Consider the following 22,885-nt stretch of genomic DNA (forward strand, 5'->3'; position numbering starts at 1 on the left):
GCCATGCAGGCACCTTCGGGCTCCAACGCCCCCGCTGGCGCGACGCGCTACCGCTGGCTGGTCGTGACATTGCTGTTCACGGCCATGGTCGTCAACTATGTGGACCGTCAGACGGTCAGTCTGCTCAAGCCGACCCTGCAAGCGGAGTTCGGCTGGAGCGAGCTGGACTATGCCGATCTGGTCTTCTGGTTCCAGTTCGCCTACGCCCTCTCCTACCTCGCCTTCGGTAAGATCGTGGACCGCTTCGGGGCCCGCATCGGCTTTTCTCTGGCCTTTGTCATCTGGCAGGCGGCGCATATCGGCCACGCGGCCATGTCATCGCTGAAAGACGCCATCATCGCCCGCGTCTTCCTCGGCATCGGCGAAGGCGGGGCCTTCCCCGGCGGCGTCAAGGCTGTGTCGGAGTGGTTCCCCAAGTCCGAACGCGCTTTTGCGGTCGGGCTGTTCAACGCCGGGACTAATATCGGCGCTATTGTCACGCCGCTGGTCATTCCTGCGATTACCCTGACCTTCGGCTGGCAGGCGGCCTTTATCTTTACGGGGGCTGTTGGCCTTCTGTGGCTGCCCGTCTGGTGGCTGGTCTATCGCCGTCCGCGTGAACATAAAAAGGTCAATGCACTGGAACTGAGCCATATCGAACAGGACCCGGTGGTCGTGGTCGAAAAGGTATCGTGGCTTAAGGTCATCCGCACCAAGGAAACCTGGGGCTATGCGCTGGGCAAGTTCCTGATCGATCCCATCTGGTGGATGTTCCTGTTCTGGCTGCCGGATTTCCTGCACAAGCGCTATGGTCTTGATCTCAAGACCTTCGGGCCGCCGCTGGTCGCCATCTACTTGCTGTCCGACATCGGTTCTGTGGGCGGCGGCTGGCTGTCGTCGCAGTTCATCAAGCGCGGCTGGAGCGTCAACGCGGCGCGCAAGGTGACCATGCTGATCTGCGCCGCCCTGGCCCTCCCTGTGGGCGTCGCGGCCATGGCCGACAATCTGTGGGTCGCCGTGGCCATCATCGGCGTGGCGACCGCCGCGCACCAAGGCTTTTCGGCCAATCTCTACACCCTGCCGTCGGACGTCTTCCCCAATGGCGCCGTGGGTTCGGTCGTCGGGATCGGCGGTATGTTCGGGGCCTTTGGCGGCATGGCCATGGCTAAATATGCGGGCTTCGTGCTCGACAAGATCGGCTCCTACACGCCCATCTTCGTCTATGCGGCCACAGGCTATTTTCTGGCGCTTCTGGCCGTGCATCTGCTGATGCCGAAGCTCGAACCGGCCAAAATTGGATAAGGAAAAACCCCGGTCGCAAGATCGGGGTTTTTTAATCTGAGAAGGCCTCTTTCAGCGTCTTCGCCGTACCGAACCGGATCGTCGTCACCGAATGGAAGACCTCGCCCGGCCGCAGCACGGTCGAAGGAAACTCCGGGCGATTTGGGCTGTCTGGAAAATGTTGGGTTTCCAGCGCGAAACCGTCGCGGGGCCAGATGCGATTGCCCGCCCGCCCATTCAGCGTGCCGTTAAAGCCGTTGCCGGTGAAAAGCTGCACACCCGGCTCGGTGGTCTTCAGTTCCAGAGTCCGGCCACTTTTCGGGTCCCAGGCCCGCGCCGCCACGCTCAGCGCGCCGGGTTGGGGTTTGCTCAGCACAAAATTATGGTCGAAGCCGCCGCCGATCTTCAATTGCGGATCGGCCCTGACGATCTGCGCACCAATCTGAGCTGGGCGACGGAAATCGAACGGTGTGCCCACGACCGGGCGCAGAGCCCCTGTCGGCAGCTTCTTGTCCGACAGGGCGGTAATGGCGTCGGCCTTCAGTTGCAGGTACTGAGCGTCGGTCGAACCCGACGCCGCCCCGCCCAGATTGAAATAGGCGTGGTTGGTCAGGTTGATCACCGTCGGCTTGTCGGTCGTGGCGCGGTAGTCCAGCGTCAGCGTGTCGTCATCCGACAGGCTATAGGTCACCGAAACACGCAACGTCCCCGGAAAACCGTTCTCGCCATCCGGGCTGATGTAGCGCAAGGTCAGCGAGCGGCAGCCCCGCGTCGCGCACGGCTCAGCAATCCACACGCGCCCGGAAAAGCCGGGCCTGCCGCCATGTGAAACGATCCCGCCCTTGGGGTCGAGCACCACGCGCCGCCCGTCCAGCGTAAAACCGCCGCCCGATATGCGATTGGCAAAGCGGCCGACCACGGCGCTGAAATTGGCCCGCGCCTCATGCGCCTTTAGGTCAATCAGATCAAGCACCACATTGTCCAAACGCCCGCGCCGGTCGCGCACCCGCACCGCATCGAGAATGGCCCCATAGGTCAGAACCGACACCTCCGTTCCGCGTCGGTTACGCAGGGTGTAGCGTTCCACCGCCTCACCACCGGCCGTCACCCCAAACGGCACATGGCTGACCTGTGGCCGGGACAGGCTGGACAGCATCAGAGACGAAGCCACAAGCGGCAGAAGGATCAGGGCGCGCATGAGCGAAGCCTAACCCGCCCGCCGACGCCTTTCCACAGGCCTCACGAAAAAGAGACTGGATTTTTTAATTTGTTGCAATAGATACTATATCAATCGAAACAAAACGGAGGTTCCCATGTCTGTCACTCCGCACAATCCGCTCGGTCTGAACGGCTTTGAGTTTGTCGAGTTCACCAGCCCCGACCCCACGGCCATGCGTGCCCATTTCGAGCGACTGGGTTTTGTCGCTGCCTCGCGCCATCCGTCAAAAGCCGTGACGCGCTATAAGCAGGGCCGTATCAACCTGCTGCTCAACGAAGAGCCCGCCGGTCAGGCCGCTGGGTTCCGCGCCGCGCATGGCCCCTCGGCCTCAGGTATGGCCTTCCGCGTCGCCGATCCGCAAACCGCCTTTGAGGCCGCGCTGGCACGCGGGGCCAAGGCCGCCGACGCTACCGCCGGGACGCTGGGCGACGGCAGTTTTGTGCTTCAGGGCATCGGCGGCTCCTACCTCTATCTGACCCCCGATACGGATCATCTTTATGCCGACTGGTTCGCTGTGCCGGGGGCCGAGGCCGCCGAGCGGGAACACAGCGTCGGGCTCGACCTACTCGACCACCTGACCCACAATGTGCATCGCGGTCAGATGCGAGTGTGGTCGGACTTTTATTCGCGCATCTTCGGCTTTGAGGAGCAGAAATATTTCGACATCAAGGGACAAGCCACCGGCCTTTTCTCTCAGGCCATGATTGCGCCGGACAAGGCCATCCGTATCCCGCTCAACGAGTCGCAGGACGACAAGAGCCAGATCGAGGAATATCTCAGAGAATACAAAGGCGAAGGCATCCAGCATCTGGCGCTGACCACCGACGACATCTACACCACGGTGGAAAAGCTGCGGGCACGCGGCGTGCGGCTTCAGGACACGATCGAGACCTATTACGAACTGGTGGATAAGCGCGTGCCCGGCCACGGCGAAGACCTTGAGCGGCTGCGGCGTAACCGCATCCTGATCGACGGCAATGTCGGCGAAGAGGGCATCCTGCTGCAAATCTTCACCGAAAACCTGTTCGGGCCGATCTTCTTTGAAATCATCCAGCGCAAGGGCAATGAAGGCTTCGGCAACGGCAATTTCCAGGCCCTGTTCGAGTCGATCGAACTCGATCAGATCCGCCGCGGCGTCATTTCGGTCGATGCGTGATGGGCCCTTACCTCAGCGGATTTGGCAATCATTTCGCCACCGAGGCCGTACCGGGTGCCCTGCCCGTGGGCCAGAACTCGCCACAGGCGGTGCCGTTCGGTCTTTATGCCGAGCAGTTTTCGGGTACGGCTTTTACCGCCCCGCGTAGCGAAAACCGCCGGACATGGTTTTATCGTCTGCGGCCCTCGGCGCAGCACGCCGCTTTTGCGCCGTTTGAGGCACACGGTTGGCGCACAGACGGCCCGCCACCTTCACCCAACCGCCTGCGCTGGTCGCCGCTCACGACGCCACAGGGCGAGGTCGATTTTATCGACGGGATGAAGGCCTATGCCGCCAATAGCGATGTGGAGACGCAGAGCGGCGTGACGGTCTATCTCTATGCCGCCACGGCCAGCATGACGCGGCGCGCCTTTTTCAACGCCGATGGCGAATGGCTGATCGTGCCGCAGGAGGGGCGTTTACGCATCATCACTGAATGTGGGGTGATCGAGGCCGCGCCGCTCAGCGTCGCGCTGATCCCGCGCGGGCTGAAATTCCGTATCGAACTGCCGGAAGGGACCGCACGCGGCTATGTTTGCGAAAACTACGGCGCGGCCTTCCGACTGCCCGATCTGGGGCCTATCGGCGCTAACGGTCTGGCCAATCCGCGCGATTTCGAAGCCCCGGTCGCGGCCTTTGAGGACGAAGACGCGCCGCATCAACTGATCCAGAAGTTTCAGGGCCAGTTGTGGAGCACGACGCTCGATCATTCGCCGTTCGACGTGGTGGCCTGGCACGGCAATCTCTGCCCCTACCGGTATGATCTGCGGCGTTTCAATACGATCAATACGGTCAGTTTTGACCACCCGGACCCGTCGATCTTCACCGTCCTCACCGCGCCTTCCGACACGCCCGGCACCGCCAATTGCGACTTTGTGATCTTCCCGCCGCGCTGGATGGTGGCCGAACACACCTTCCGCCCGCCGTGGTTCCACCGCAATATCATGAGCGAATTCATGGGCCTGATCGAAGGCGTCTATGACGCGAAGGCCGAAGGCTTCGCGCCGGGCGGCGCGTCTTTGCACAATTGTATGAACGCCCACGGCCCGGATTGCGCCAGCTATGACGCAGGGGTCTCGGCGGACCTCAAACCCCATCGGTACGAAGGCACCATGGCCTTCATGTTTGAAACGCGCTTCGTGTTGCGCCCCACGGCTCAGGCCCTCGCCCTGCCGGGTCTGCAAGGCGATTATGACGCCGGCTGGGGCGGCTTTGAAAAGGCTCGACTGCCATGATCGACTTTACCCACGACCCTGACCGCAAAAGCTGGCTGCCTGACGCCAACGGCCACGGCGATTTTCCGATCCAGAACCTGCCGCTGGGCATCTTTGCGCCCATAGGGTGCGACGACCGCCGCCTGGGGACGGCTATTGGCGATCATATTCTCGACTTGCGCGGCCTGCATCAGGCCAGACTGATCGACGGCGATGCGGCGGCGTTCGGCGCACGCACGCTCAATGCCCTGTTTGCTCGCCCGGCGCCCGAGCGGCGCGCCCTGCGTCAGCGTCTCTCGACCCTGCTCGGCGATCCGGCGCATGAAGCGGCGGTGTCGGCGCACCTCTATACCGCCGAGACCTGCGCCCTGTATCTCCCGGCTGAGATCGGTGACTATACGGACTTCTATGTCGGCAACCACCACGCCACGGCGGTGGGTAAGCTGTTCCGGCCCGACAATCCCCTGCTGCCCAATTACAAGCACGTCCCCATCGGTTATCACGGCCGCGCCTCTTCGGTTCGTGTGTCCGGTGAGCCGGTGACGCGCCCTCGGGGTCAGATCAAGGCCCCAGACGCCGACGCCCCGCGCTTTGCGCCGACGCAGCGGCTCGATTACGAGTTGGAGCTGGGGGTCTTTATCGGTGGCGAAAACCCGCTCGGTCAGCCGGTGCCGATCCGCGAAGCGTCTGAGCGTATCGCCGGGTTTTGTCTGCTCAACGACTGGTCGGCGCGCGACGTGCAGGCCTGGGAATATCAGCCTCTGGGGCCGTTTCTGGCCAAGAACTTCCACACTACGATTTCGCCCTGGGTCATTACGGCCGACGCGCTGGCCCCCTTCCGCACCGCGCCGAGAATGCGCGCCAGCGATGATCCCGCGCCCCTGCCCTATCTGATCGACGCCGAGGATCAGGCACAGGGCGGTTATCGCATCCGTCTGGGGGCCAGCCTGCGCACAACGGGCCTGAGCGCGCCGGTCGAACTGGCGCAATCGCGCGCCGAAGAGGCCATGTACTGGACCGTGGCACAGATCATCGCCCACCACGCCAGCGGCGGCTGCAATCTGCGCCCCGGCGACCTGCTGGGGACCGGCACCCTGTCCGGACCGCAGCCGCACGAGGCGGGCAGCCTGCTGGAATTGACCGAGGGGGGCAAGACGCCACTCACCCTGCCGTCGGGTGAAACGCGCCGCTTCCTCGAAGACGGCGACGAGCTAAGCCTGTTTGCCCGCGCCGAGGCGGAGGGGTTTGTATCCATTGGCTTTGGCCCCTGCACGACGCGCATCCGCCCGGCTGTGGAGCTATGACCGCCACCCTGCCCCGCCTGACCCAGGTGCGCCCCGGCATCGCGCTGGGGCCGCTGGCGCGCATCGCCGACGGAGCGGCGCGCAACTATGTGCTTCAGGTGGGCGAGGCGCGCTTTCACGGCTTTGTCGTGCGGCAGGGGCAGACGGTGCACGGCTATGTCGATGCCTGCCCGCACGCGGGCCTGCCGCTGTGCCAGACGCTGGATGACTATCTGACGCCCGATGGCGGCCTGATCCGCTGTCAGTGGCACGGCGCGCTCTTCGACATTCAAAACGGTGTGTGCGTCGGCGATCCCTGCCCCGGCGCCTCCCTCACCCCCTGGCCGGTCGCCGTGCGCGACGGGCAGATTTTTACCGCCTGAATCGGAATTTGACGTGACCGCGACCCTGACCGCTTCCCCCCTCTTCGCCGCGCTGAAGGATCAGCCGTCCGACAGCCTGCTGGAGCTGATCCAGTTGCACGGGGCCGATCCGCGCACCGACAAGATCGACCTCGGCGTCGGCGTTTATAAGGACGAACAGGGGCACACCCCGGTCATGACCGCCGTCAAACAGGCCGAAACCATCCTGCTGAACAGCCAGACCTCCAAGAGCTATCTGGGGACGGCCGGCGATATGGGCTTTGTCGAGGCGCTGATCCCCGTGGTTTTCGGCGAGGCGCGGCGTGGTGATACGGCGCTCAGCGGCGTGCAAACGCCTGGCGGCACGGGGGCGCTGCGGCTGGCGGCGGAACTGCTCAATCGCGCCCGCCCCGGTGCAACAGTGTGGGTGGGGACACCCACCTGGATCAACCACTTTCCGCTGCTGGAAGACGCCGGGCTGACGATCCGCGAATACCGCTATTTCGACCGCAACACGCAGTCGGTAATCTTCGCTGGCGTACGCAAGGCGTTGGAAAGCGCTCCCCCCGGCGATATCATCCTGCTGCACGCCTGCTGTCATAACCCGACCGGGGCCGATCTCAGCCCCGAGCAGTGGCGCGAAGTGGCGAGCCTGTGCGCCGAACGCAGCCTACTGCCGCTGATTGACCTCGCCTATCAGGGATTGGGACAAGGTCTGGAGGCAGATTGCTCGCCGATGCGCGACCTGCTTAAGCACGTGCCCGAAGCCCTGATCGCCTATTCGTGCAATAAAAACTTCGCCCTTTACCGGGATCGCGTCGGCGCCCTCTTCTATCAGTGCGGGGATGAAGCGCGGCGTGAGCGACTGCGCGGCAATCTAGTCAATCTCGCGCGCACCCTGTGGTCTATGCCGCCCGATCACGGCGCGGCTGTGGTGCGGCTGATCCTTAGCGACGCGGCGCTAGCGAGAATGTGGTCCGACGAACTCGATACCATGCGACGGCGTGTCCACAGCCTGCGCGCGGCGCTGGTGGCGGCGCATCCCGGTCTAGGCTTTCTGAGGTGGCAGAACGGCCTGTTTTCGACCCTGCCGCTTAGCCCGGAAGAGGTTCTGAGCCTGCGAACCCAGCACGGCATCTACATGGCGGCGTCCGGACGGCTCAATCTGGCGGGGCTGGCCACCGCGCAGGTGCCGGTTCTGGCGGCGGCTCTGGAACCGTATTTTTAGGGCTGCTCCTCAAGGGTGAAGATGCGGGTCATGGCCACCCACTTTTCGCCCGGCCGCGCCTTGGGCAGGGGCTTCTGGAACTCCCACATCAGGCGCTCCCACGCCTGCACGTCTTCCGAAGCCGCATCGGCGGCGGCCTTGGCGTCGGGAGCGAAGGCGTCACCGACTTCCATGATCATGAACATACGGTCGTGCGCCTGCCAGATTTCCATGGACTGAATATCGGCCTCTCGGATGCTGCGGATGATGGGGCCCGGCACCTGACCGGGCGCGTGCCAGGCCTTGTAGCGCGCGATCAGGTCGGCATCATCGTGCAGGTCGAGGGCAAAACAGAAACGGCGGGTCATGGCAGAATCCTCTGAGTTTTAACCTGTCTAAACGGTTGCGATGGATTCGTCACTGGCGGCAGGCCCCCGGCCCGCCTAAAGTCTCCTTTTTAAGCCGTGAACGAATCTGATGTCCTGGTACGCCCGCCGCGAAAACTGGTCCGCCAAAGCCGATGACGCCCGCGATGCCGGGGATATCGACTATGCCCGCATCATCCATTCGGCCTCCTTCCGCCGCCTTCAGGGCAAGACGCAGATCCTTAATCTCGGGGACAGCGACTTTTACCGCACTCGCCTGACCCATTCGCTGGAGGTCGCGCAGATCTGCGGCAGTCTCAACAAGCAGCTCAAGACCCACCAGTCTGAGCATCCCGCCGCCGCCCACCTGCCCGACCGGGCGCTGATTCAGGCTATAGGCTGTACCCACGACCTCGGCCATCCGCCCTTCGGCCACGGCGGCGAAGTGGCCTTGCACTACTGTATGCGCGACGACGGCGGGTTTGAGGGCAATGGCCAGACTTTGCGCATCCTGTCGCGGCTTGAGACGTTCTCCAAAAGCGCCGGGGCTAATCTGACGCGGCGCACACTTCTGGGCGTGCTGAAATACCCGGTCGCCCTGTCAAAAGCCGCCCACCCGGAGCGCCAACCGGCCCTGATGAAGGGGCCGACCACGATCGACATTATCGACTGCCGCGCCTCAAAGCCGCCAAAGGGTTATCTGGACAGCGAAACCGATGTTGTAGACTGGGTGCTGGAGCTGTTGTCCGAAGGCGACCGGACGCGGTTTCAGGCGCTGGACACCAAACCCGACAGCCACCATGCTACGGGGCACAAATCGCTCGATTGCAGCCTGATGGATGTGGCCGACGACATCGCCTATGGCGTACACGACCTCGAAGACGCCATTGCGCTTAATCTGGTCAGCGAAAGCGCCTTTCGCCGCGCCGTGCCAGAAAGTGACTGCAGCTCGTTTCTGGATGCGCTCAAGGCCCGCTATCCGCACGAGAGCGGCAACAATGTCTATGAGGGCATGGTCAGCGCCCTGTTTGGCGGTTCGGGGTCGCGCAAGCACTATGTCAACCGTCTGGTCGGGCATTTCATCACTCATGCGCGGTTTGCCGAAGACGATACCTTTGCCGAGCCGCTGTTGCGCTATCGTGTCGAGCTGCCCGACGGCCCGGGGCGGTTTCTCAAGGCGCTCAAGGATTTTGTGTTCGAAGAGGTGATCCGTTCCCCCAGCGTGCAGCATCTGGAGTTCAAGGGACAGGCCATGGTAGTGGCGGTGTTTGAGGCCTTGCAATCGGACCCCAAACGCTTGTTGCCGCGCGATCAGTACGCCCGCTATCAGGCCGCCTCGGACGATCTGCGCGTTATCTGCGACTATGTGTCGGGCATGACCGACAACTATCTGCTGCGCACCTATGAGCGTTTGTTCGCGCCGCGCATGGGGTCGGTCTTCGACAAACTCTGACGCGGTTACCGCTCCAGCTTGGTCGCCAGAATAACCGAGGTGGTGGTGCGCTCCACCCCCTCCATCAGGCCGATGCGGTCGATGAGGTCGTTGACCTCCTCGCCATTGGCCGCTTCGAGCAGGGCGATGATATCGTACTCCCCGCTGATGGCGTAGATAGCCGACACCTCGCTCAGCCGCGCCAGCTCCGTCTCGACCTCCAGATTGAAGCGCGGCAGGCATTTGATCATCACATGGGCCCGCATCCGCGTGCGCGAAAAGGCCTGCCCCATGCGCAGCGTATAGCCGGCAATGATCTTTTCCGCCTCCAGCCGCGCCAGCCGCGCATAGACCTGGGTGCGCGGAATTTCGAGCTGTTTGGCCAGATGCGATACGGTCAGGCGCGAATCCTCACGCAGCGCCGCGAGCAACCGGCGGTCAGTGGCGTCAATTTCAGGCGTGGCCTTGCGCGTCCCCATACAAGCGCTTTCTGAAAAGTGGCTTTAGCAAACGTTACACTATTTTTCGTCCGCGAAAATAGCCGTTCTTATTGGGGTCTCAGCCGATACCGTGCCGCGATACATGCCCAGATCGTTGAGACCGAATGCTACCTCACCCGCCGCGTCCATGGCAATCAGGCCGCCGTCGCCGCCGATGGCACCCACCGCCATGATGGTGTCCTGTGCGGCTTCGGCTATGGTCTGGCCCTTCCACAGGACGCGGTCGCAGACCTGACGCGCGGCAGATTCGCGGATGAAATATTCACCCGTTCCCGTGGCCGACACCGCGCAGGCTCCATCCTTCGCATAGGTACCCGCGCCGATGATCGGCGAATCCCCGACCCGGCCCCAGCGCTTGCCCGTCGTGCCGCCGGTCGAGGTGGCCGCCGCCAGATGCCCGTCCTGATCAAGCGCCGCCGCCCCCACGGTGCCGAACAGATGAGTCTGATCCACAGCCGCCAGATTTTTGGCCCTCCACGCCTGAAGCTGGTCCCAGCGCGGTTGCGTGAAGAAGTATTGCGGATCGACCTGTTCCAGTCCCTTTTCGACCGAGAAGCGATCAGCCCCGTCGCGCGCCAGCAGGACGTGCGGTGACTTTTCCATCACCGCGCGGGCCAGTGACACCGGGTTTTTAGTGCGCGTGACACCGGCCACCGCCCCGGCCTTTTGCGTCGCCCCATCCATGATGGCCGCGTCCAGCTCATTGACGCCGTCGGCGGTAAAGACCGCCCCCTTTCCGGCATTAAACAGCGGATTGTCCTCCAGTACGCGCAGCGTCGCTTCGACCGCATCGACCGCCGTGCCGCCCTTATCGAGCACGGCCTGACCGCGGCTCAGCGCCGCACTGAGCCCGGCGCGATACTGCGCCTCCTTCTCGGGTGACAGCTTTTCGCGTTCGATGACACCGGCCCCGCCATGGATGGCCAGCGCCCAGCGCTTCTTTTCGCGCATGACGCCTTGGCTGACGGTATAGCGTTTAACGAAGGCCGGATGCCCGACCTGCCGCGCCAGAACGTTGAAGGTGCTGTCCTTATCAAGGCCCGTGACCTTGATATTGTCCACGGAAAGCGGCGTGCCAACCTTAAGGTCCTTAGGGGTGACGCCTTCGAACAGCCAGGCATAGCCGCCTATATTGCTATAGACGTGCGTCGAACCGTCACCATTGACCGCCAGCACGGTCTGTTCATCCACGCCGATGCCGGTCAGAGGCCGCCTGGCCATGTGCTGCGCCTTGGCCAGAAACGCGACCAGCCGCCCCTGACGCTTGCGCTCCTTGAAATGGGTGTCGGTGACGATGCCTTTCAGCAGGTCGAAGCGCAGGAAGTCGGTTTCCATGGTCACCGCCGCGCCCAGCGGGTCTTTCAGCGCCTCTTCGGACCCGATACTGCCGCCGTCCATCGCACCGTAAACATATTCCCCCTGCACGGCCAGACCCGCCGAGGTGCCGCCCAGAGGCTTGCCCGCCGCGACGTGGGCATTGAGTGCCGCCTCGACCGGCGTGCCCTTCCAGAAGCGCACATAGTTCGACTGATCCCCGCCGGCCAGAAAGATGCCGTCGGCCTTTTTCAGTGCGTCGAGCAGCTCCGGATCGGTTGAGGCCTTACGGTCGATAAAGACGAAGGTGCGGATCGAGGCAAAGCCGCCGATCTGCTTATACATCTCATCCGCAGTGCTGGTCGTGCCGGAGGCGCGCAGCACGACGACGTGGCCATGCCCCGTCTTGTCGGCGAACCAATGGAAGGCGTCCACCGGCCATTCGCCCCCTCCGGCCATCATCAGACCGGGCTGAGGGGCCTTTTCGCGCGGCTTTTGCGGGTCGCCGATCACGAAGGCCTTATAGCCTTTCGAGCCCCAAAACCCCTGCGCCGCCACGGACGTTACCGCAGTGCACAAAAGTGCGATCACAAACAACAGGATAGGCAGGCGACGTGACATGATTGCCTCCGTAACGATATTGACCCAGCGTTACATTAATGTGTCACATATGCGGGTTTGTGAAGCCATTAAGACAATCTGATTGCAGAAATTTACATTCTGAGATCACATTCCGACAGAAATGCGGCGCGTGAGGATAGCGCGCCTATAATCCCGTTACTTTAGCCCCAGAGCTGTGGAGTGCACCATGCCGAGATCACATCTACCCGCCATGCTGAAGATCGCCCTGCTGGCAGGCACTAGCCTGATACCGGTCTGTGCTGCAGCGCAAGAGGCTTCGGGAGAACCGGAAATCACCACCGTCACGGTGATCGGCTCCAACATTCCGCGTACCCAGAAGGAAGGCCCGGCTCCGGTGACCACCATCACCGCTCAGGCGATTAAGGACAAGGCATTCAAGGACGTGCCGGACCTGCTGGCCTCGGTGACGCAGAACACCGGTCTGGTGCAGGGGCAGCAATCGAACAACGGGGCGGATTTCTCGCCCGGCGGTCAGCAGGTCAATCTGCGCGGCCTTGGTCCCAACCACACCCTGGTGCTGGTCAATGGCCGCCGCATCGCCGACTATCCCATGCCGTTCAACGGCAAGAGCAACTTCACCGACGTGTCGAACATCCCGATGGGCATGGTCGATAGCGTGGAAATCCTGTCCGGTTCGGCCTCGGCCATCTACGGGTCTGACGCCATTGCGGGCGTCGTCAATTTCAAGCTGAAGAAGAAGGCGGACGGCACCACCGTCGATATTTCGCACGGCTTTACCGAACAGGGCGGCGGCAAGTCGCTGGAGATGAGCGTCTCGTCGGGCTTCGACGCCGACCGCTTCCACGCCGTCTTCGGTGTCGAGGTCCGCAATCAGCGTCCGCTGTGGGGCTATCAGCGCGAGCGTCAGGATTCGACGCTTGACGCACCGACCGCCCGCTCGCAACTGCCTGAGCGTAACTTCATGATTCAGGACGAAAACGAGGATTATCTGGACCCGGGCAAGGCCACCTGTGACGCACTATCTGGCCTGAGCGGCGGCACCATGCAGTATGCCCTGCGTCCGCGTTACGGCTATTATTGTGGTTCGACCGCCGGTGTGGCCTACCGCACTGTGGTCTCCGAGCGCGTGCAGTTGTCCGGTCTGGCCTCCCTCACCTATGAGCTGAACGACACCACCACCCTGTTTGCCGATATTCAGGCAGCCAAGAGCAAGGTCAAGCTGATGCGGCCGCGCCTGACCTGGTACTACCAGCCGGGCAGCGACAACGAAGACAGCTATTTCTACAACGCCAACAGCGGTCAGCTGGAAGACTGGAACCGCACCTTTACCCCGGAAGAAATGGGCGGGCTTGAAAAGGGGATGCGTCAGGTCGATTCGCAGACCTTCACCATCAGCCCCGGCATCCGCGGGACGTTCGGCGAAGGCAATAGGTGGTCCTATGACCTCGCCTTCAATTTCAGTCGTTTCGAGTCGAAAATCGCTTTCCCGCTGCTGATCAATGCCAAGGCGACCAAGTTCTTCCTCGGTGACCAGCTAGGGACCGACTCCGACGGATATCCCATCTTTGCCCCCAGCTATGACCGCTTCTACACGCCGCTGACGCCGGCCGAATACGACTCGCTGGTGGTCAAGAGCATCTATAAGCCGTCTTCGTGGACCAACAGCTTCAAGGCCGTGCTCTCGACCGGCGAGCTATTCCAGATGCCGGCGGGCCCGGTGGGCTTCGCCGTCGTGGCCGAAGCCGGTCGTCAGGGTTATGATCTCTCGCCCGACCCACTGGCGACGCAGTACTATTACTGGGGCTGGAAGGACGCCGACGGCAAGGGCGGCCGCAGCAACAAGGCCCTCGGCGCCGAATTCCAGATCCCGCTTCTGTCCAACCTGTCGCTCAGCCTCGCCACCCGCTATGACCAGTTCGGCTTCGCCGGGCGCGACACGGACAAGGTGACCTATAATACGGGGCTGGAATACCGCCCGGTGAAGTCGCTGCTGCTGCGCGCCACCTATGGCACGGCCTTCCGCGCGCCGGACCTGCACTATGTCTATACCGGTCCTGGCAACGAACACCCCAGCGTCGTCGATCAGTTCAAATGCCGCACCGAAGAGCCCGGCGTGCCGCTGGGCGATTGTTCGCTCGATTCCGAACGTATTATCAAAAGCCGCGTCGGCAACCGTGACCTGAAGTCGGAAACGGGCACCTCCTTTACGGCGGGCTTCGTCTGGGCTCCGTCGCGCCGGTTCGATGTCTCGCTCGACTACTATAAGATCGAGATGAAGGATCAGGTCGAAGATCTGGAAATGGCCACGGTGCTGAAGACCGAGTCCGACTGCCGCTTCGGTTCGACGACCACCGGGGCCGCGGTGGACCCCAACTCGCCCACCTGTAAGGACGCCCTCAGCCGCGTCAAGCGCAACAGCGGCGGCGATATCATGTCGATCTTCATCAACCCGATCAATGTGGCCAGTCAGCAGACCTCCGGCCTTGATCTTAGCCTGCGGTTCGGCTTCGACACCCCGATCGGTCAGATCGACGTGTCGGGCGGCCACACCTATGTGATCAAGCAGGACTATCAGCGCTATGCCGGGGACACCTATTTCAGCATGCTGACCCCGACCAGCGGCTACGAACTGCCGCGCAACAAGTCGAACCTGAGCGTCAGCCTGCGCAACGGGCCGTTCAAGGCAACCCTCAGCGGCCGTTATGTCGATCGCACGCCGAACTATGACGAAGACGCCTATGTCAGCAGCTATTCGATCGCCAACGGCTCGATCCAGTACGATGTGACGGACAAGGCCACCGTGTCCTTCTCGGTGCGCAACCTGTTCGATACCAAGCCGGTCTACGACCCGACCTGGACGGGCTACCCCTACTATAACCATAGCTGGTTTGACGGCATCGGGCGCGAAGGCACGATCCGCTTGACCTACAAGATGTAAGACTGAGAAGCCGGAGGTCACCCCTCCGGCTTTTTAGGTTCAGGGCCGCCGGTATACCGTCCGGCCGCCCAGCAGGGTCCGGACGACCCTTGAGTCGCCCAATGCTTCGGGATCGGTCGCGGTCAGGTCGCGGTCGAGGACGATGAGGTCGGCCCACTTGCCCAGCTCCACCGAACCGACGCGATCATCAACGTGCAGGGCATAGGCCGCGCCCAGCGTCATAGCGCGCAGGGCCGTCCGCAGGGGGAGGCCCGGATCGACGCCCAGCCGCCCCGGATATTTGCCCTGATCGGCCCTGGCCGCCGTGCGCGTGACCGCCACCTTCAGCGCGAACCATTCGTCCAGTGTATCGACCGGCCAGTCGCTGCCGAAGGTCAGACGCGCCCCGTAGATATCCAGCAGGCCCGAAGGCTCGATCAGGGCGTGGCGAAAGGGCCCCAGCGGCTCCCGCGCGCCTTCGATGGTGTCGGCGGCGGGCTTGCCCCACTGAAACGACAGGACGGGCAGCGCGTTCAGTTCTGCAAAGCGCGTATAGTCCGCCGGATCGACGATCTCGGCATGGGCAATGGCCGGACGAATGTCCTTGTCCGGATGGATGCGGCGCAGGTTGGTCACAGCATCGAGCGCCAGTCGCACCGCCCCGTCGCCATCGGCGTGCATGTGCGGGTCTATCCCCGCCTCGGCCAGCAGACCCAGGATGTCGCTCAGTTGCGCCAGCGTGAAATAGGGCCTGGGGCCGCGATTGTGACCGGGCCGCCAGTGCGGGTCGGCTTCGCTCCCGCTGTTTTCGAAATAGGGGGCGACCATGACGCCGGTAAAGGCCGGGGCGGTGATCACGCCATCGAGAAACAGCTTGGCCGTATGGACGCGCAGGGCGGGCTTCGCGCCCTGATCCCCGGTGTCGTAAAGGCCGCGCTGACGCACCACCTCGGCGACCGCGGCTTTGGCGTCATAGGTATCGCCGGCGTCGATCAGCACGGCAAAATGCCCGCGCGCCGTCAGGTCGCCGCGCCTGTAGAGCGTCTGATAGGCGGTCAGGGTTTCGATATCCGTATAGGCGTCAAGGAACGTGGTGATCCCCTGTTCAGCCATCAAACCCAGCGCGATGTGCGCGGCCTTGAGATGGGTAGCGGCGTCCGGCGGCGGGATAAGGGTCTGAACCTTTGATTGGGCCGCGTCTTCGAGCAGGCCCGTCGCCTCGCCCTGCGCGTCACGCACTATCTTGCCGTCCTTCGGGTCAGGGGTGTCGCGCGTGATCTGTGCCACGCCCAGCGCGCGGCTGTTGACCAGAGCCGAATGACCGAAGGAAGAGCGCACCATGATCGGACGCCCGGTGCGCAACGTGTCCAGTTCGGCGCGCGTCGGGGCATAGCCGGTCGGAATCATGTCCTGTTGGAACCAGTTGATCACCACAAGCCAGCGGTCATCGGGCGCTTCGGCCTCGGCATCGAGGCAGGCCTGAATCCGGGCCAGAAACGCGTCCCGGCTCAGGCGCTGATAGTTGAGATTGCAGCCTAAGGTGCGCAGGCCCCCCGACTGCGGGTGCATGTGCCCGTCCACCAGCCCCGGCATCAGGGTGCGCCCTTTGAGGTCGATGACCTCGGTGCTGGGGCCTATATGGGCTTTGGCGGCGGCGGACGTACCCACATACACGATGCGCCCGTCGCGCACCGCCACGGCTTCGGCCACCGTATCGGCGGCATCGAGAGTCAGCACCTTGCCATTGACGAAGACGGTTTGCGCCGCCGGGGCCGCCGCCACCGCCGAAGAGGCCATCAGCCCCCATGCCAGACATAAAAGCACGCGCATAGGCACCTCCGCCGTTTCCAGGCTCAGGCTGAGGGTGTCGGGCCGGACCTGTCAAGCGGTAAGTGATCACAGCCGGGACGCGGCCCTCACACGGCCGCGCGGCAATGACGGTCGATAAAGGCCTGATGATCCGGCATAAGGGCCAGAGCCCGCGTCACCTCGTCTTCGAGCTGCGTCATGCGCCGGATCAGCTCCTCCTCCGGGATCATGTCGGCAATGGGGTGGTAGCGTTTGGGGCGGACATTCTGACCGTGCATGACCGCCAGCCAGCTCACCTCGCTGAACAGCTCATTGTCGTGGCGGTACTGACGGGCATTTTCCTGATAGATGGCCAGCCGCTCACGCAGGGCGTCTGGTATCTCCATATGGCGGCAATATGCCCAGAACGGCGTGTCGTCGCGCTCGGTGGCCTTATAATGCAGGATGATGAAGTCGCGAACCTGCTCGAACTCCAGCCGCGTGCGCGCATTGTAATAGTCGATATCCGGCTGATTGAAGCTCTTGTCCGGGAAGTTAGCCATCAGGCGCGCAATGGCCGTCTGGATCAGGTGGATGGAGGTCGATTCCAGTGGCTCAAGAAAGCCCGACGCCAGCCCGATTGAGACGACATTCTTCGTCCACGGCGCGCGACGAACACCGGCGGTGAAGCGCAGAAAGTTGGGCTCGCTCAGCGGCGCACCGTCCAGATCGCTGTTGAGGCTCTCGAGCGCCGCCTCATCGGAGATATAGCCGCTGGAATAAACGTGGCCATTGCCGGTGCGCGACTGAAGCGGGATACGCCATTGCCAGCCCGCCGTCTTGGCGGTCGAGCGCGTATAGGGGATGGGATCGGCAACCTTGGCACAGGCGCGGGCCACGGCGCGGTCGCACGGCAGCCAATGGCTCCAGTCATCATAACCGGCCTCCAGAGTCTGCGCGATCAAAAGCCCCCGGAAGCCGGAGCAGTCGATAAACAGGTCGCCCTCGACCGTCTCACCGCTTTCCAGCACGACGCTGTCGATATGTCCGGAATGGGAGTCTTGCACGACGCGGGTGATGCGGCCTTCGGTGCGGATGACACCGCGCTTCTCGGCCAGTTCGCGCATGAGACGCGCATAGAGGCTGGCGTCGAAATGGAAGGCATAGGAGATGCCGTTCAGCGCCGCATTGAGGCGCGTCGGGTCCGGGCGCTGAAACCTGTGCGCCTTTGCGGCACAGACCATCAGATTGTAGGCATCCAGAGACGGGGCCTTGCCCATCTTTGCGTAGCGCAGCCAGAAATGGTGGAAGTGGATGCCATCCATATTGGCGCCATAGGCACCGAACGGGTGGATATAGCTCTGCCCCAGCCCGCCCCAGTTGACGAACTCGATCCCCAGCTTGAAGGTGGCATTGGTCTTGCGGATAAATTCGTTCTCATCCAGCCCCAGCAGGCGGTTGAAATAATGGATGTGCGGGATGGTCGCTTCACCCACCCCGACCGTGCCGATGGCATCGGATTCGATGACGCGGATCGCCACTTCGCGCGACGGCATCAGCTTGGACATGCCGGCGGCGGCCATCCACCCGGCGGTGCCGCCGCCCACGATCACGATCTTGCGTATTCTCAGGTCTTGTTTGGTCTCTTCGGGGTTCGGCACGGTCAGGTTACTCGGTCTCAGGCCCGCACAGCGGGGCAGTAGGATTGCAGGAAGGCGGCGTGTGTCGGCATGCGCCCGGCTTCGGCGGCCATGGCAGCGCGCATCGACTCCAGACTGCCTATCACTGTGTCATACGGCACATGGGCAACGACCGGATCGCAGGTGTGCGGCACAATGCCCTGCCCCAGGAAGACGGCCACCCAGCTTGTGCGCGCAAACAGCTCGTCTTCGTAGCGGAAGGTGCGGCCCGCCGTGCGGAAGAGCTCGATCTTGTGCGTCAGGCTGTCGGGGATGGTCATATTGCGGCAGTAGTCCCAGAAGGGCGTGTCGTCGCGTTCGGTCGCCTTGTAGTGCAAGATGATGAAGTCGCGCACCTGCTCGAACTCGGTTCGCATATGGCGGTTATATTCGTCGCGCACCACCACCGGCAGGGAGGCATCGGGGAACAGGGCGATGAAGCGGCTGATCCCCTCCTGAATCAGATAGATGGAGGTCGATTCCAGCGGCTCAAGGAAACCGGCGGACAGGCCGATCGCAATGCAGTTGTTTTTCCAGAAGGTGTGGCGGTGCCCGGCGGTGAAGCGGATCTGACGCGGCGTACTGATCACCTCACCGTCGAGATTGGCCAGCAGTATCTCCGTCGCGTCGCCATCGTCCATAAAGGCGCGGCTGTAGATATGGCCATTACCGGTGCGCGACTGGGTGGGGATGCGCCACTGCCAGCCGGAGGGACGGGCGGTCGAACGCGTATAGGGCAAAAGCGGCCCGGCATGGGTGCAGGCGACGGCCTGCGCCGCATCGCACGGCAGCCAGTGGCTCCAGTCGTGATAGCCAACACCCAGCGTCTTGCCCAGCAACAGGGCGCTGAAGCCCGTACAGTCAAAGAACAACTCGCCGGTGAGGGTCTGGCCATTGTCGAGCGCGAGGGCCTCGATATCGCCGCTACCGGGGTTCTGGACGACCCGCTCGACCTTACCTTCGACGCGGCGCACCCCGCGTTGTTCAGCGTAATTACGCAGAAAGCGGGCATAGAGGGTAGCGTCAAAATGATAGGCGTAGCGGATATGGGCGCGCGGAGAATTCTCCCCCGCTGGGGGCAGGTCGAAACGCGCCTGACGCGCAGCGACGGCGCTCATGCTGTAGTGGTCAATCGGGTGGGTATTCCCGCCCTGCCGCGCCCGCAGCCAGTATTGGTGGAAGTCAAAGCCGTTCATATCGACGCCGTGGGTGCCGAAGGGGTGGATATAGGCCTGCCCCTTGCGCCCCCAATCGACAAATTCGATCCCCAGCTTGAACGTCGCATGGGTCGCCTTCATGAACGCGTCTTCGCTAATCCCCAGCATCCGGTTGAAGTTGATGATGTCGGGTATGGTGGCTTCGCCGACGCCGATGGTGCCGATCTGATCGGACTCGACCAACACGACCGAGACCTTTTGCGGATCGACCAGACTGGACAGGGCCGCCGCCGTCATCCACCCCGCGGACCCGCCGCCCAGAATCACGATCTCCTTGAGGTACGAGGTCACGCGGTTTGTCCTTGTTGTTGACGCAGATAGCCGGTCAGGCCGTCCAGATACTGATGGTGCGGCGGTAAGGCGCGGGCCACGCCGTCGATGTCGCGGCGCTGAGCGGCCAGATAGGCCTCGACGCGGGCCGGATCGGCGCGGTCGGCGGTGCGGTCATAGCGGGCGGGCCGGCGGCCCATGCCGTAGTGCAGGATCAGCCAGTCTTCGCGGCTAAAGGGTTCGAGGTCGAAGGCGACGGGGAGGCCGCGACTTTCGAACTGTTCGATCTTGAGGCGAAGCCGCGCCTCCTCTGGCTCCGCCGTCGCTCCCTGCCAGTAGGCCGAGCCATCCCGCGGCGCGGTGGTGAACAGGGCGCGCATAAAGAGACCGGCGTGCGCGTAGTCGGCCTCGGCCTGACGGTTAAACTCCCGGCGCTCAACCGATAGGTCCGGCGTCACGGGCAACAAGGCCAGCAGCCGCTCAATATCCCGCTGCAACAGGATCATCGGGGCGGGCGTCAGGGGCTCAGCGACGCAGGCCGCTTGACCGATACCGACGCAATTGCCCGCCCAGGCGGCACGGCGCTGCCACACGGCGAGCGTGGCCGTGCGCGCCGAAGCGTCTGCGGTCGCGGCGCTGTCGGGATCAGTAACGGTCAGGGTCAGCAGAGAGGCGCGCAGCGGGGTCTGGGCCTGCCAGCCATCGGACATTCCGGTCACCACCGTCACCCCGCCGGTGTGGGGCGGCGCGTCGGATCGCGTCTGCTGCACAGTCAGCCGCCTTTGCCCCCGGGTTTCGGGGACGAGGTGTGACAACAGGGTGGCGTGCGGCCCGCTGGCGTCGATCCACAGATTCGCCGTCAGACTCTGACCGTCACTCAGTTGCACGGCGCGGATATGCCCGTCCGCCACATCCACGGCGGCGATAAAGGCCTCAATCCGGCGCACCCCGGCGCTCAGGGCCGCACGCTCAAACCGCTGACCGTAATCGGCCGCTTCGAAATGATAGCCATATTCGGCACGCGACAAAGGATGGTTGCGCTCTTCGGGCGGGTGGGCAAAGGCGCCACGCCGCGCCGCCAGCGCCGAAACCAGATAGGGTTCGAGCGCCGCCTGCCTCTGCTGAGTCAGATAGTGATGAAACGGAACGCCCTCCAGCACCGGCAACGGCTGATGGAAGGCCTGCACCCAGTCGAGCCCTTGCGCCCCCCACAGGCGGTAGTGTGTGCCGAAGGAAAGGCCCGTCTGGCTGTGCAGGATCAGGTCCGGCTCAGCCACCCGGCACCCCAGATTGAAGCGGTAGGCATCGGGCGGGGCCAGATGGCCGTAAAACAGATCTGTGTCGGGGTCTTTGCCCTCACTCAGCCAGGTGACGGTCAGGGTCGGGCAGGCATAGGCCCCCAGCGCCGCCGCCGCCATCTGACCGGCCAGCCCGCCGCCACAGACCACCACATGCAGGTTTGCAGACGTCATGGTCTTACGCGCCTTTCGCAAGAAGCGGGCCGGTGTCGGAGGCCGCGCCCATCTTGCGGATATAGGCCCCATGATCCGGCGTGGCCGCCGCGGCCGCGGACACGCGATGTTTCAGGGCGTCCCCCGCCCGGCGCACCTCGTCCGATGACAGGCGATCGACGCGCGGATCATAATGGCGCGGGATCAGGTTTTGCCCCAGCATCACCGCCACCCAGCTTGGTGGCAGGAAGACGCCGAACTCATAGCGAATGAGGTGGGCGCGCGTCAGCCAGGCCTGAATCTTTTCCTCTAGGCTGTCGGGCAGGGTCATGTTGCGGAAATACCGCCACATCTCCGTATCGTCGCGCTGCGTCGCCACGTAATGCAGCAGCAGGAAGTCGCGCACCCGCTCGAAATTAACGCCCATGCGGCGGTTATACTCATCGATGTCCGATTGCCGGAAATGCTTGTCCGGGAAGATTTGCAGAAGCTCGGTAATGCCTTCCTGAATGAGGTGTATCGAGGTCGATTCCAGCGGCTCCAGAAAGCCGGCAGCCAGACCAATGGCCACGACATTGCGGTTCCAGAACTGCCGGCGACGGCCCGTCGTAAAATAAAGCTGACGCGGATCAGCCAGCGTAGGCGCGTCGAGATTGCCCAGCAGACGCGCATGGGCGGCCTCATCGCTGATGAAGCTGCTGCAATAGACGTGACCGTTGCCGGTGCGGTGTTGCAACGGGATGCGCCACTGCCAGCCGGCCTCCAGCGCGGTGGCGCGGGTGAAGGGTGTCAAGCCGCCGCGTGATTCCGTCGGCACCGCGACGGCGCGATTGCACGGCAACCACTGGCTCCAGTCGTCATAGCCGGTCTTCAGCGCCTGTTCGATCAAGAGGCCGCGAAACCCCGAACAATCGACAAACAGGTCGGCCTCAATCACGACGCCATTATCGAGCGTCAGCGCCGCGACATGGCCATTGTCAGGGTTCAACTGGCAATCGACGACCTTGCCTTCGCGGCGTATCACGCCGTGCCCTTCGGCAAAGCGGCGCAGGAAGGCCGCATAGCGACCGGCGTCAAACTGATAGGCATAGCCGAAAGTGGATTCGATCTGGGCCGGGTCGCTGGCCGGATGGCGAAAGCGATTGGCCTCGGCGATAGCGATGGGATAGGCATAGGTATCGAGGCGGCCCGCCTCGCCCATCTGTTTGAGACGCAACCAGTACTGATAGAAGGGGATGCCGTCGATCGGCGTGCCATAGTCGCCGAAGGGGTGGATATAGCGGTCGCCGATACGCCCCCAGTTGCAGAATTCGATCCCCAGTTTGAAGGTCGCTTCCGTGGCCTTCATGAAGGTCACTTCGTCGATATTGAGCGCCGCGTTAAAGCTGCGGATATGCGGCAGGGTGGCTTCACCCACCCCGACCGTGCCGATCTCTTCGGACTCGATCAGAGTCACGGATACCGGCAAGCTCTGTAGCTTGTGCGCCAGAGCCGAGGCCGCCATCCAGCCCGCCGTCCCGCCGCCAAGGATACAGATGCTTTTGATCGCTTCCGGGTTTTCACGCATCGCAGGGGTCCTGTGGAGGCTGAGAGATCAGGGGGCTTTTGG

General features: G+C 63.3%; 17 protein-coding genes. 8 read left to right on the top strand and 9 right to left on the bottom strand.

Annotated features, from left to right (window positions below; genetic code table 11):
• Positions 1–3 precede the first annotated feature (3 nt).
• Positions 4–1,281 carry an MFS transporter gene (locus tag ASTEX_RS16335; RefSeq protein ID WP_013480744.1) on the top strand — a complete coding sequence of 426 codons (1,278 nt, stop codon included), beginning with the start codon at positions 4–6 and terminating at the stop codon, positions 1,279–1,281.
• 31 nt (positions 1,282–1,312) lie between these two features.
• Here the strand turns inward: ASTEX_RS16335 and ASTEX_RS16340 are convergent, their stop codons facing one another.
• A complete protein-coding gene (locus ASTEX_RS16340; protein ID WP_013480745.1) occupies positions 1,313–2,458 on the bottom strand; it encodes an aldose epimerase family protein in 1,146 nt (381 codons plus the stop codon).
• A gap of 115 nt (positions 2,459–2,573) precedes the next feature.
• Here ASTEX_RS16340 and hppD point away from each other — a divergent pair, with 115 nt between their 5' ends.
• From hppD to ASTEX_RS16365, 5 genes are read left to right on the top strand one after another with little or no spacing between them, the layout of a single operon-like run.
• Positions 2,574–3,635, top strand: coding sequence for a 4-hydroxyphenylpyruvate dioxygenase (gene hppD / locus ASTEX_RS16345; protein WP_013480746.1), 1,062 nt, complete (start codon positions 2,574–2,576; stop codon positions 3,633–3,635).
• A complete protein-coding gene (gene hmgA, locus ASTEX_RS16350) occupies positions 3,635–4,909 on the top strand; it encodes a homogentisate 1,2-dioxygenase (RefSeq protein WP_013480747.1) in 1,275 nt (424 codons plus the stop codon). The genes hppD and hmgA overlap by 1 nt, the downstream gene beginning before the upstream one ends.
• Positions 4,906–6,192 (top strand): fumarylacetoacetase, encoded by a 1,287-nt coding sequence (gene fahA / locus ASTEX_RS16355; protein WP_013480748.1) that lies wholly within the window; start codon positions 4,906–4,908, stop codon positions 6,190–6,192. Before hmgA ends, fahA begins: the two co-directional genes overlap by 4 nt.
• Positions 6,189–6,554 carry a Rieske (2Fe-2S) protein gene (locus tag ASTEX_RS16360; RefSeq protein WP_013480749.1) on the top strand — a complete coding sequence of 122 codons (366 nt, stop codon included), beginning with the start codon at positions 6,189–6,191 and terminating at the stop codon, positions 6,552–6,554. Before fahA ends, ASTEX_RS16360 begins: the two co-directional genes overlap by 4 nt.
• A gap of 13 nt (positions 6,555–6,567) precedes the next feature.
• Positions 6,568–7,761, top strand: a complete 1,194-nt coding sequence (locus ASTEX_RS16365; RefSeq protein ID WP_013480750.1) for an amino acid aminotransferase — start codon at positions 6,568–6,570, stop codon at positions 7,759–7,761.
• On the opposite strand, the gene ASTEX_RS16370 is transcribed toward ASTEX_RS16365, so the two are convergent.
• Complete coding sequence (locus ASTEX_RS16370; protein WP_013480751.1) at positions 7,758–8,108, bottom strand: L-rhamnose mutarotase; 351 nt, start codon at positions 8,106–8,108, stop codon at positions 7,758–7,760. The two genes, ASTEX_RS16365 and ASTEX_RS16370, sit on opposite strands and share 4 nt — an antisense overlap.
• Before the next feature lie 109 nt (positions 8,109–8,217).
• Here ASTEX_RS16370 and ASTEX_RS16375 point away from each other — a divergent pair, with 109 nt between their 5' ends.
• The gene (locus ASTEX_RS16375; protein ID WP_013480752.1) at positions 8,218–9,558 is read left to right on the top strand and encodes an anti-phage deoxyguanosine triphosphatase; all 1,341 of its coding nucleotides are present in this window, start codon (positions 8,218–8,220) and stop codon (positions 9,556–9,558) included.
• A gap of 5 nt (positions 9,559–9,563) precedes the next feature.
• Here the strand turns inward: ASTEX_RS16375 and ASTEX_RS16380 are convergent, their stop codons facing one another.
• A complete protein-coding gene (locus ASTEX_RS16380) occupies positions 9,564–10,016 on the bottom strand; it encodes an Lrp/AsnC family transcriptional regulator (protein WP_013480753.1) in 453 nt (150 codons plus the stop codon).
• Positions 10,017–10,055: 39 nt separating this feature from the next.
• Positions 10,056–11,972, bottom strand: a complete 1,917-nt coding sequence (locus ASTEX_RS21010) for an isoaspartyl peptidase/L-asparaginase (protein ID WP_013480754.1) — start codon at positions 11,970–11,972, stop codon at positions 10,056–10,058.
• A gap of 187 nt (positions 11,973–12,159) precedes the next feature.
• Here ASTEX_RS21010 and ASTEX_RS16390 point away from each other — a divergent pair, with 187 nt between their 5' ends.
• Positions 12,160–14,892 carry a TonB-dependent receptor domain-containing protein gene (locus ASTEX_RS16390; protein WP_013480755.1) on the top strand — a complete coding sequence of 911 codons (2,733 nt, stop codon included), beginning with the start codon at positions 12,160–12,162 and terminating at the stop codon, positions 14,890–14,892.
• 39 nt (positions 14,893–14,931) lie between these two features.
• Here ASTEX_RS16390 and ASTEX_RS16395 read toward each other — a convergent pair whose 3' ends face one another.
• From ASTEX_RS16395 to ASTEX_RS16415, 5 genes are all read right to left on the bottom strand, one after another.
• A complete protein-coding gene (locus tag ASTEX_RS16395; protein ID WP_013480756.1) occupies positions 14,932–16,701 on the bottom strand; it encodes an amidohydrolase in 1,770 nt (589 codons plus the stop codon).
• Positions 16,702–16,787: 86 nt separating this feature from the next.
• On the bottom strand, positions 16,788–18,320 hold the full coding sequence (locus tag ASTEX_RS16400) for a tryptophan halogenase family protein (protein ID WP_013480757.1): 1,533 nt from the start codon (positions 18,318–18,320) through the stop codon (positions 16,788–16,790).
• Positions 18,321–18,337: 17 nt separating this feature from the next.
• Positions 18,338–19,846: a tryptophan halogenase family protein gene (locus tag ASTEX_RS16405; protein ID WP_013480758.1), complete on the bottom strand. Its 1,509-nt coding sequence runs from the start codon at positions 19,844–19,846 to the stop codon at positions 18,338–18,340.
• The gene (locus ASTEX_RS16410) at positions 19,843–21,297 is read right to left on the bottom strand and encodes a tryptophan 7-halogenase (protein WP_013480759.1); all 1,455 of its coding nucleotides are present in this window, start codon (positions 21,295–21,297) and stop codon (positions 19,843–19,845) included. Before ASTEX_RS16410 ends, ASTEX_RS16405 begins: the two co-directional genes overlap by 4 nt.
• 4 nt (positions 21,298–21,301) lie before the next feature.
• On the bottom strand, positions 21,302–22,843 hold the full coding sequence (locus tag ASTEX_RS16415) for a tryptophan halogenase family protein (RefSeq protein WP_013480760.1): 1,542 nt from the start codon (positions 22,841–22,843) through the stop codon (positions 21,302–21,304).
• Positions 22,844–22,885 lie beyond the last annotated feature (42 nt).

The organism is Asticcacaulis excentricus CB 48, from assembly GCF_000175215.2.
In the GTDB taxonomy this organism is placed as follows: Bacteria; Pseudomonadota; Alphaproteobacteria; order Caulobacterales; family Caulobacteraceae; genus Asticcacaulis; species Asticcacaulis excentricus.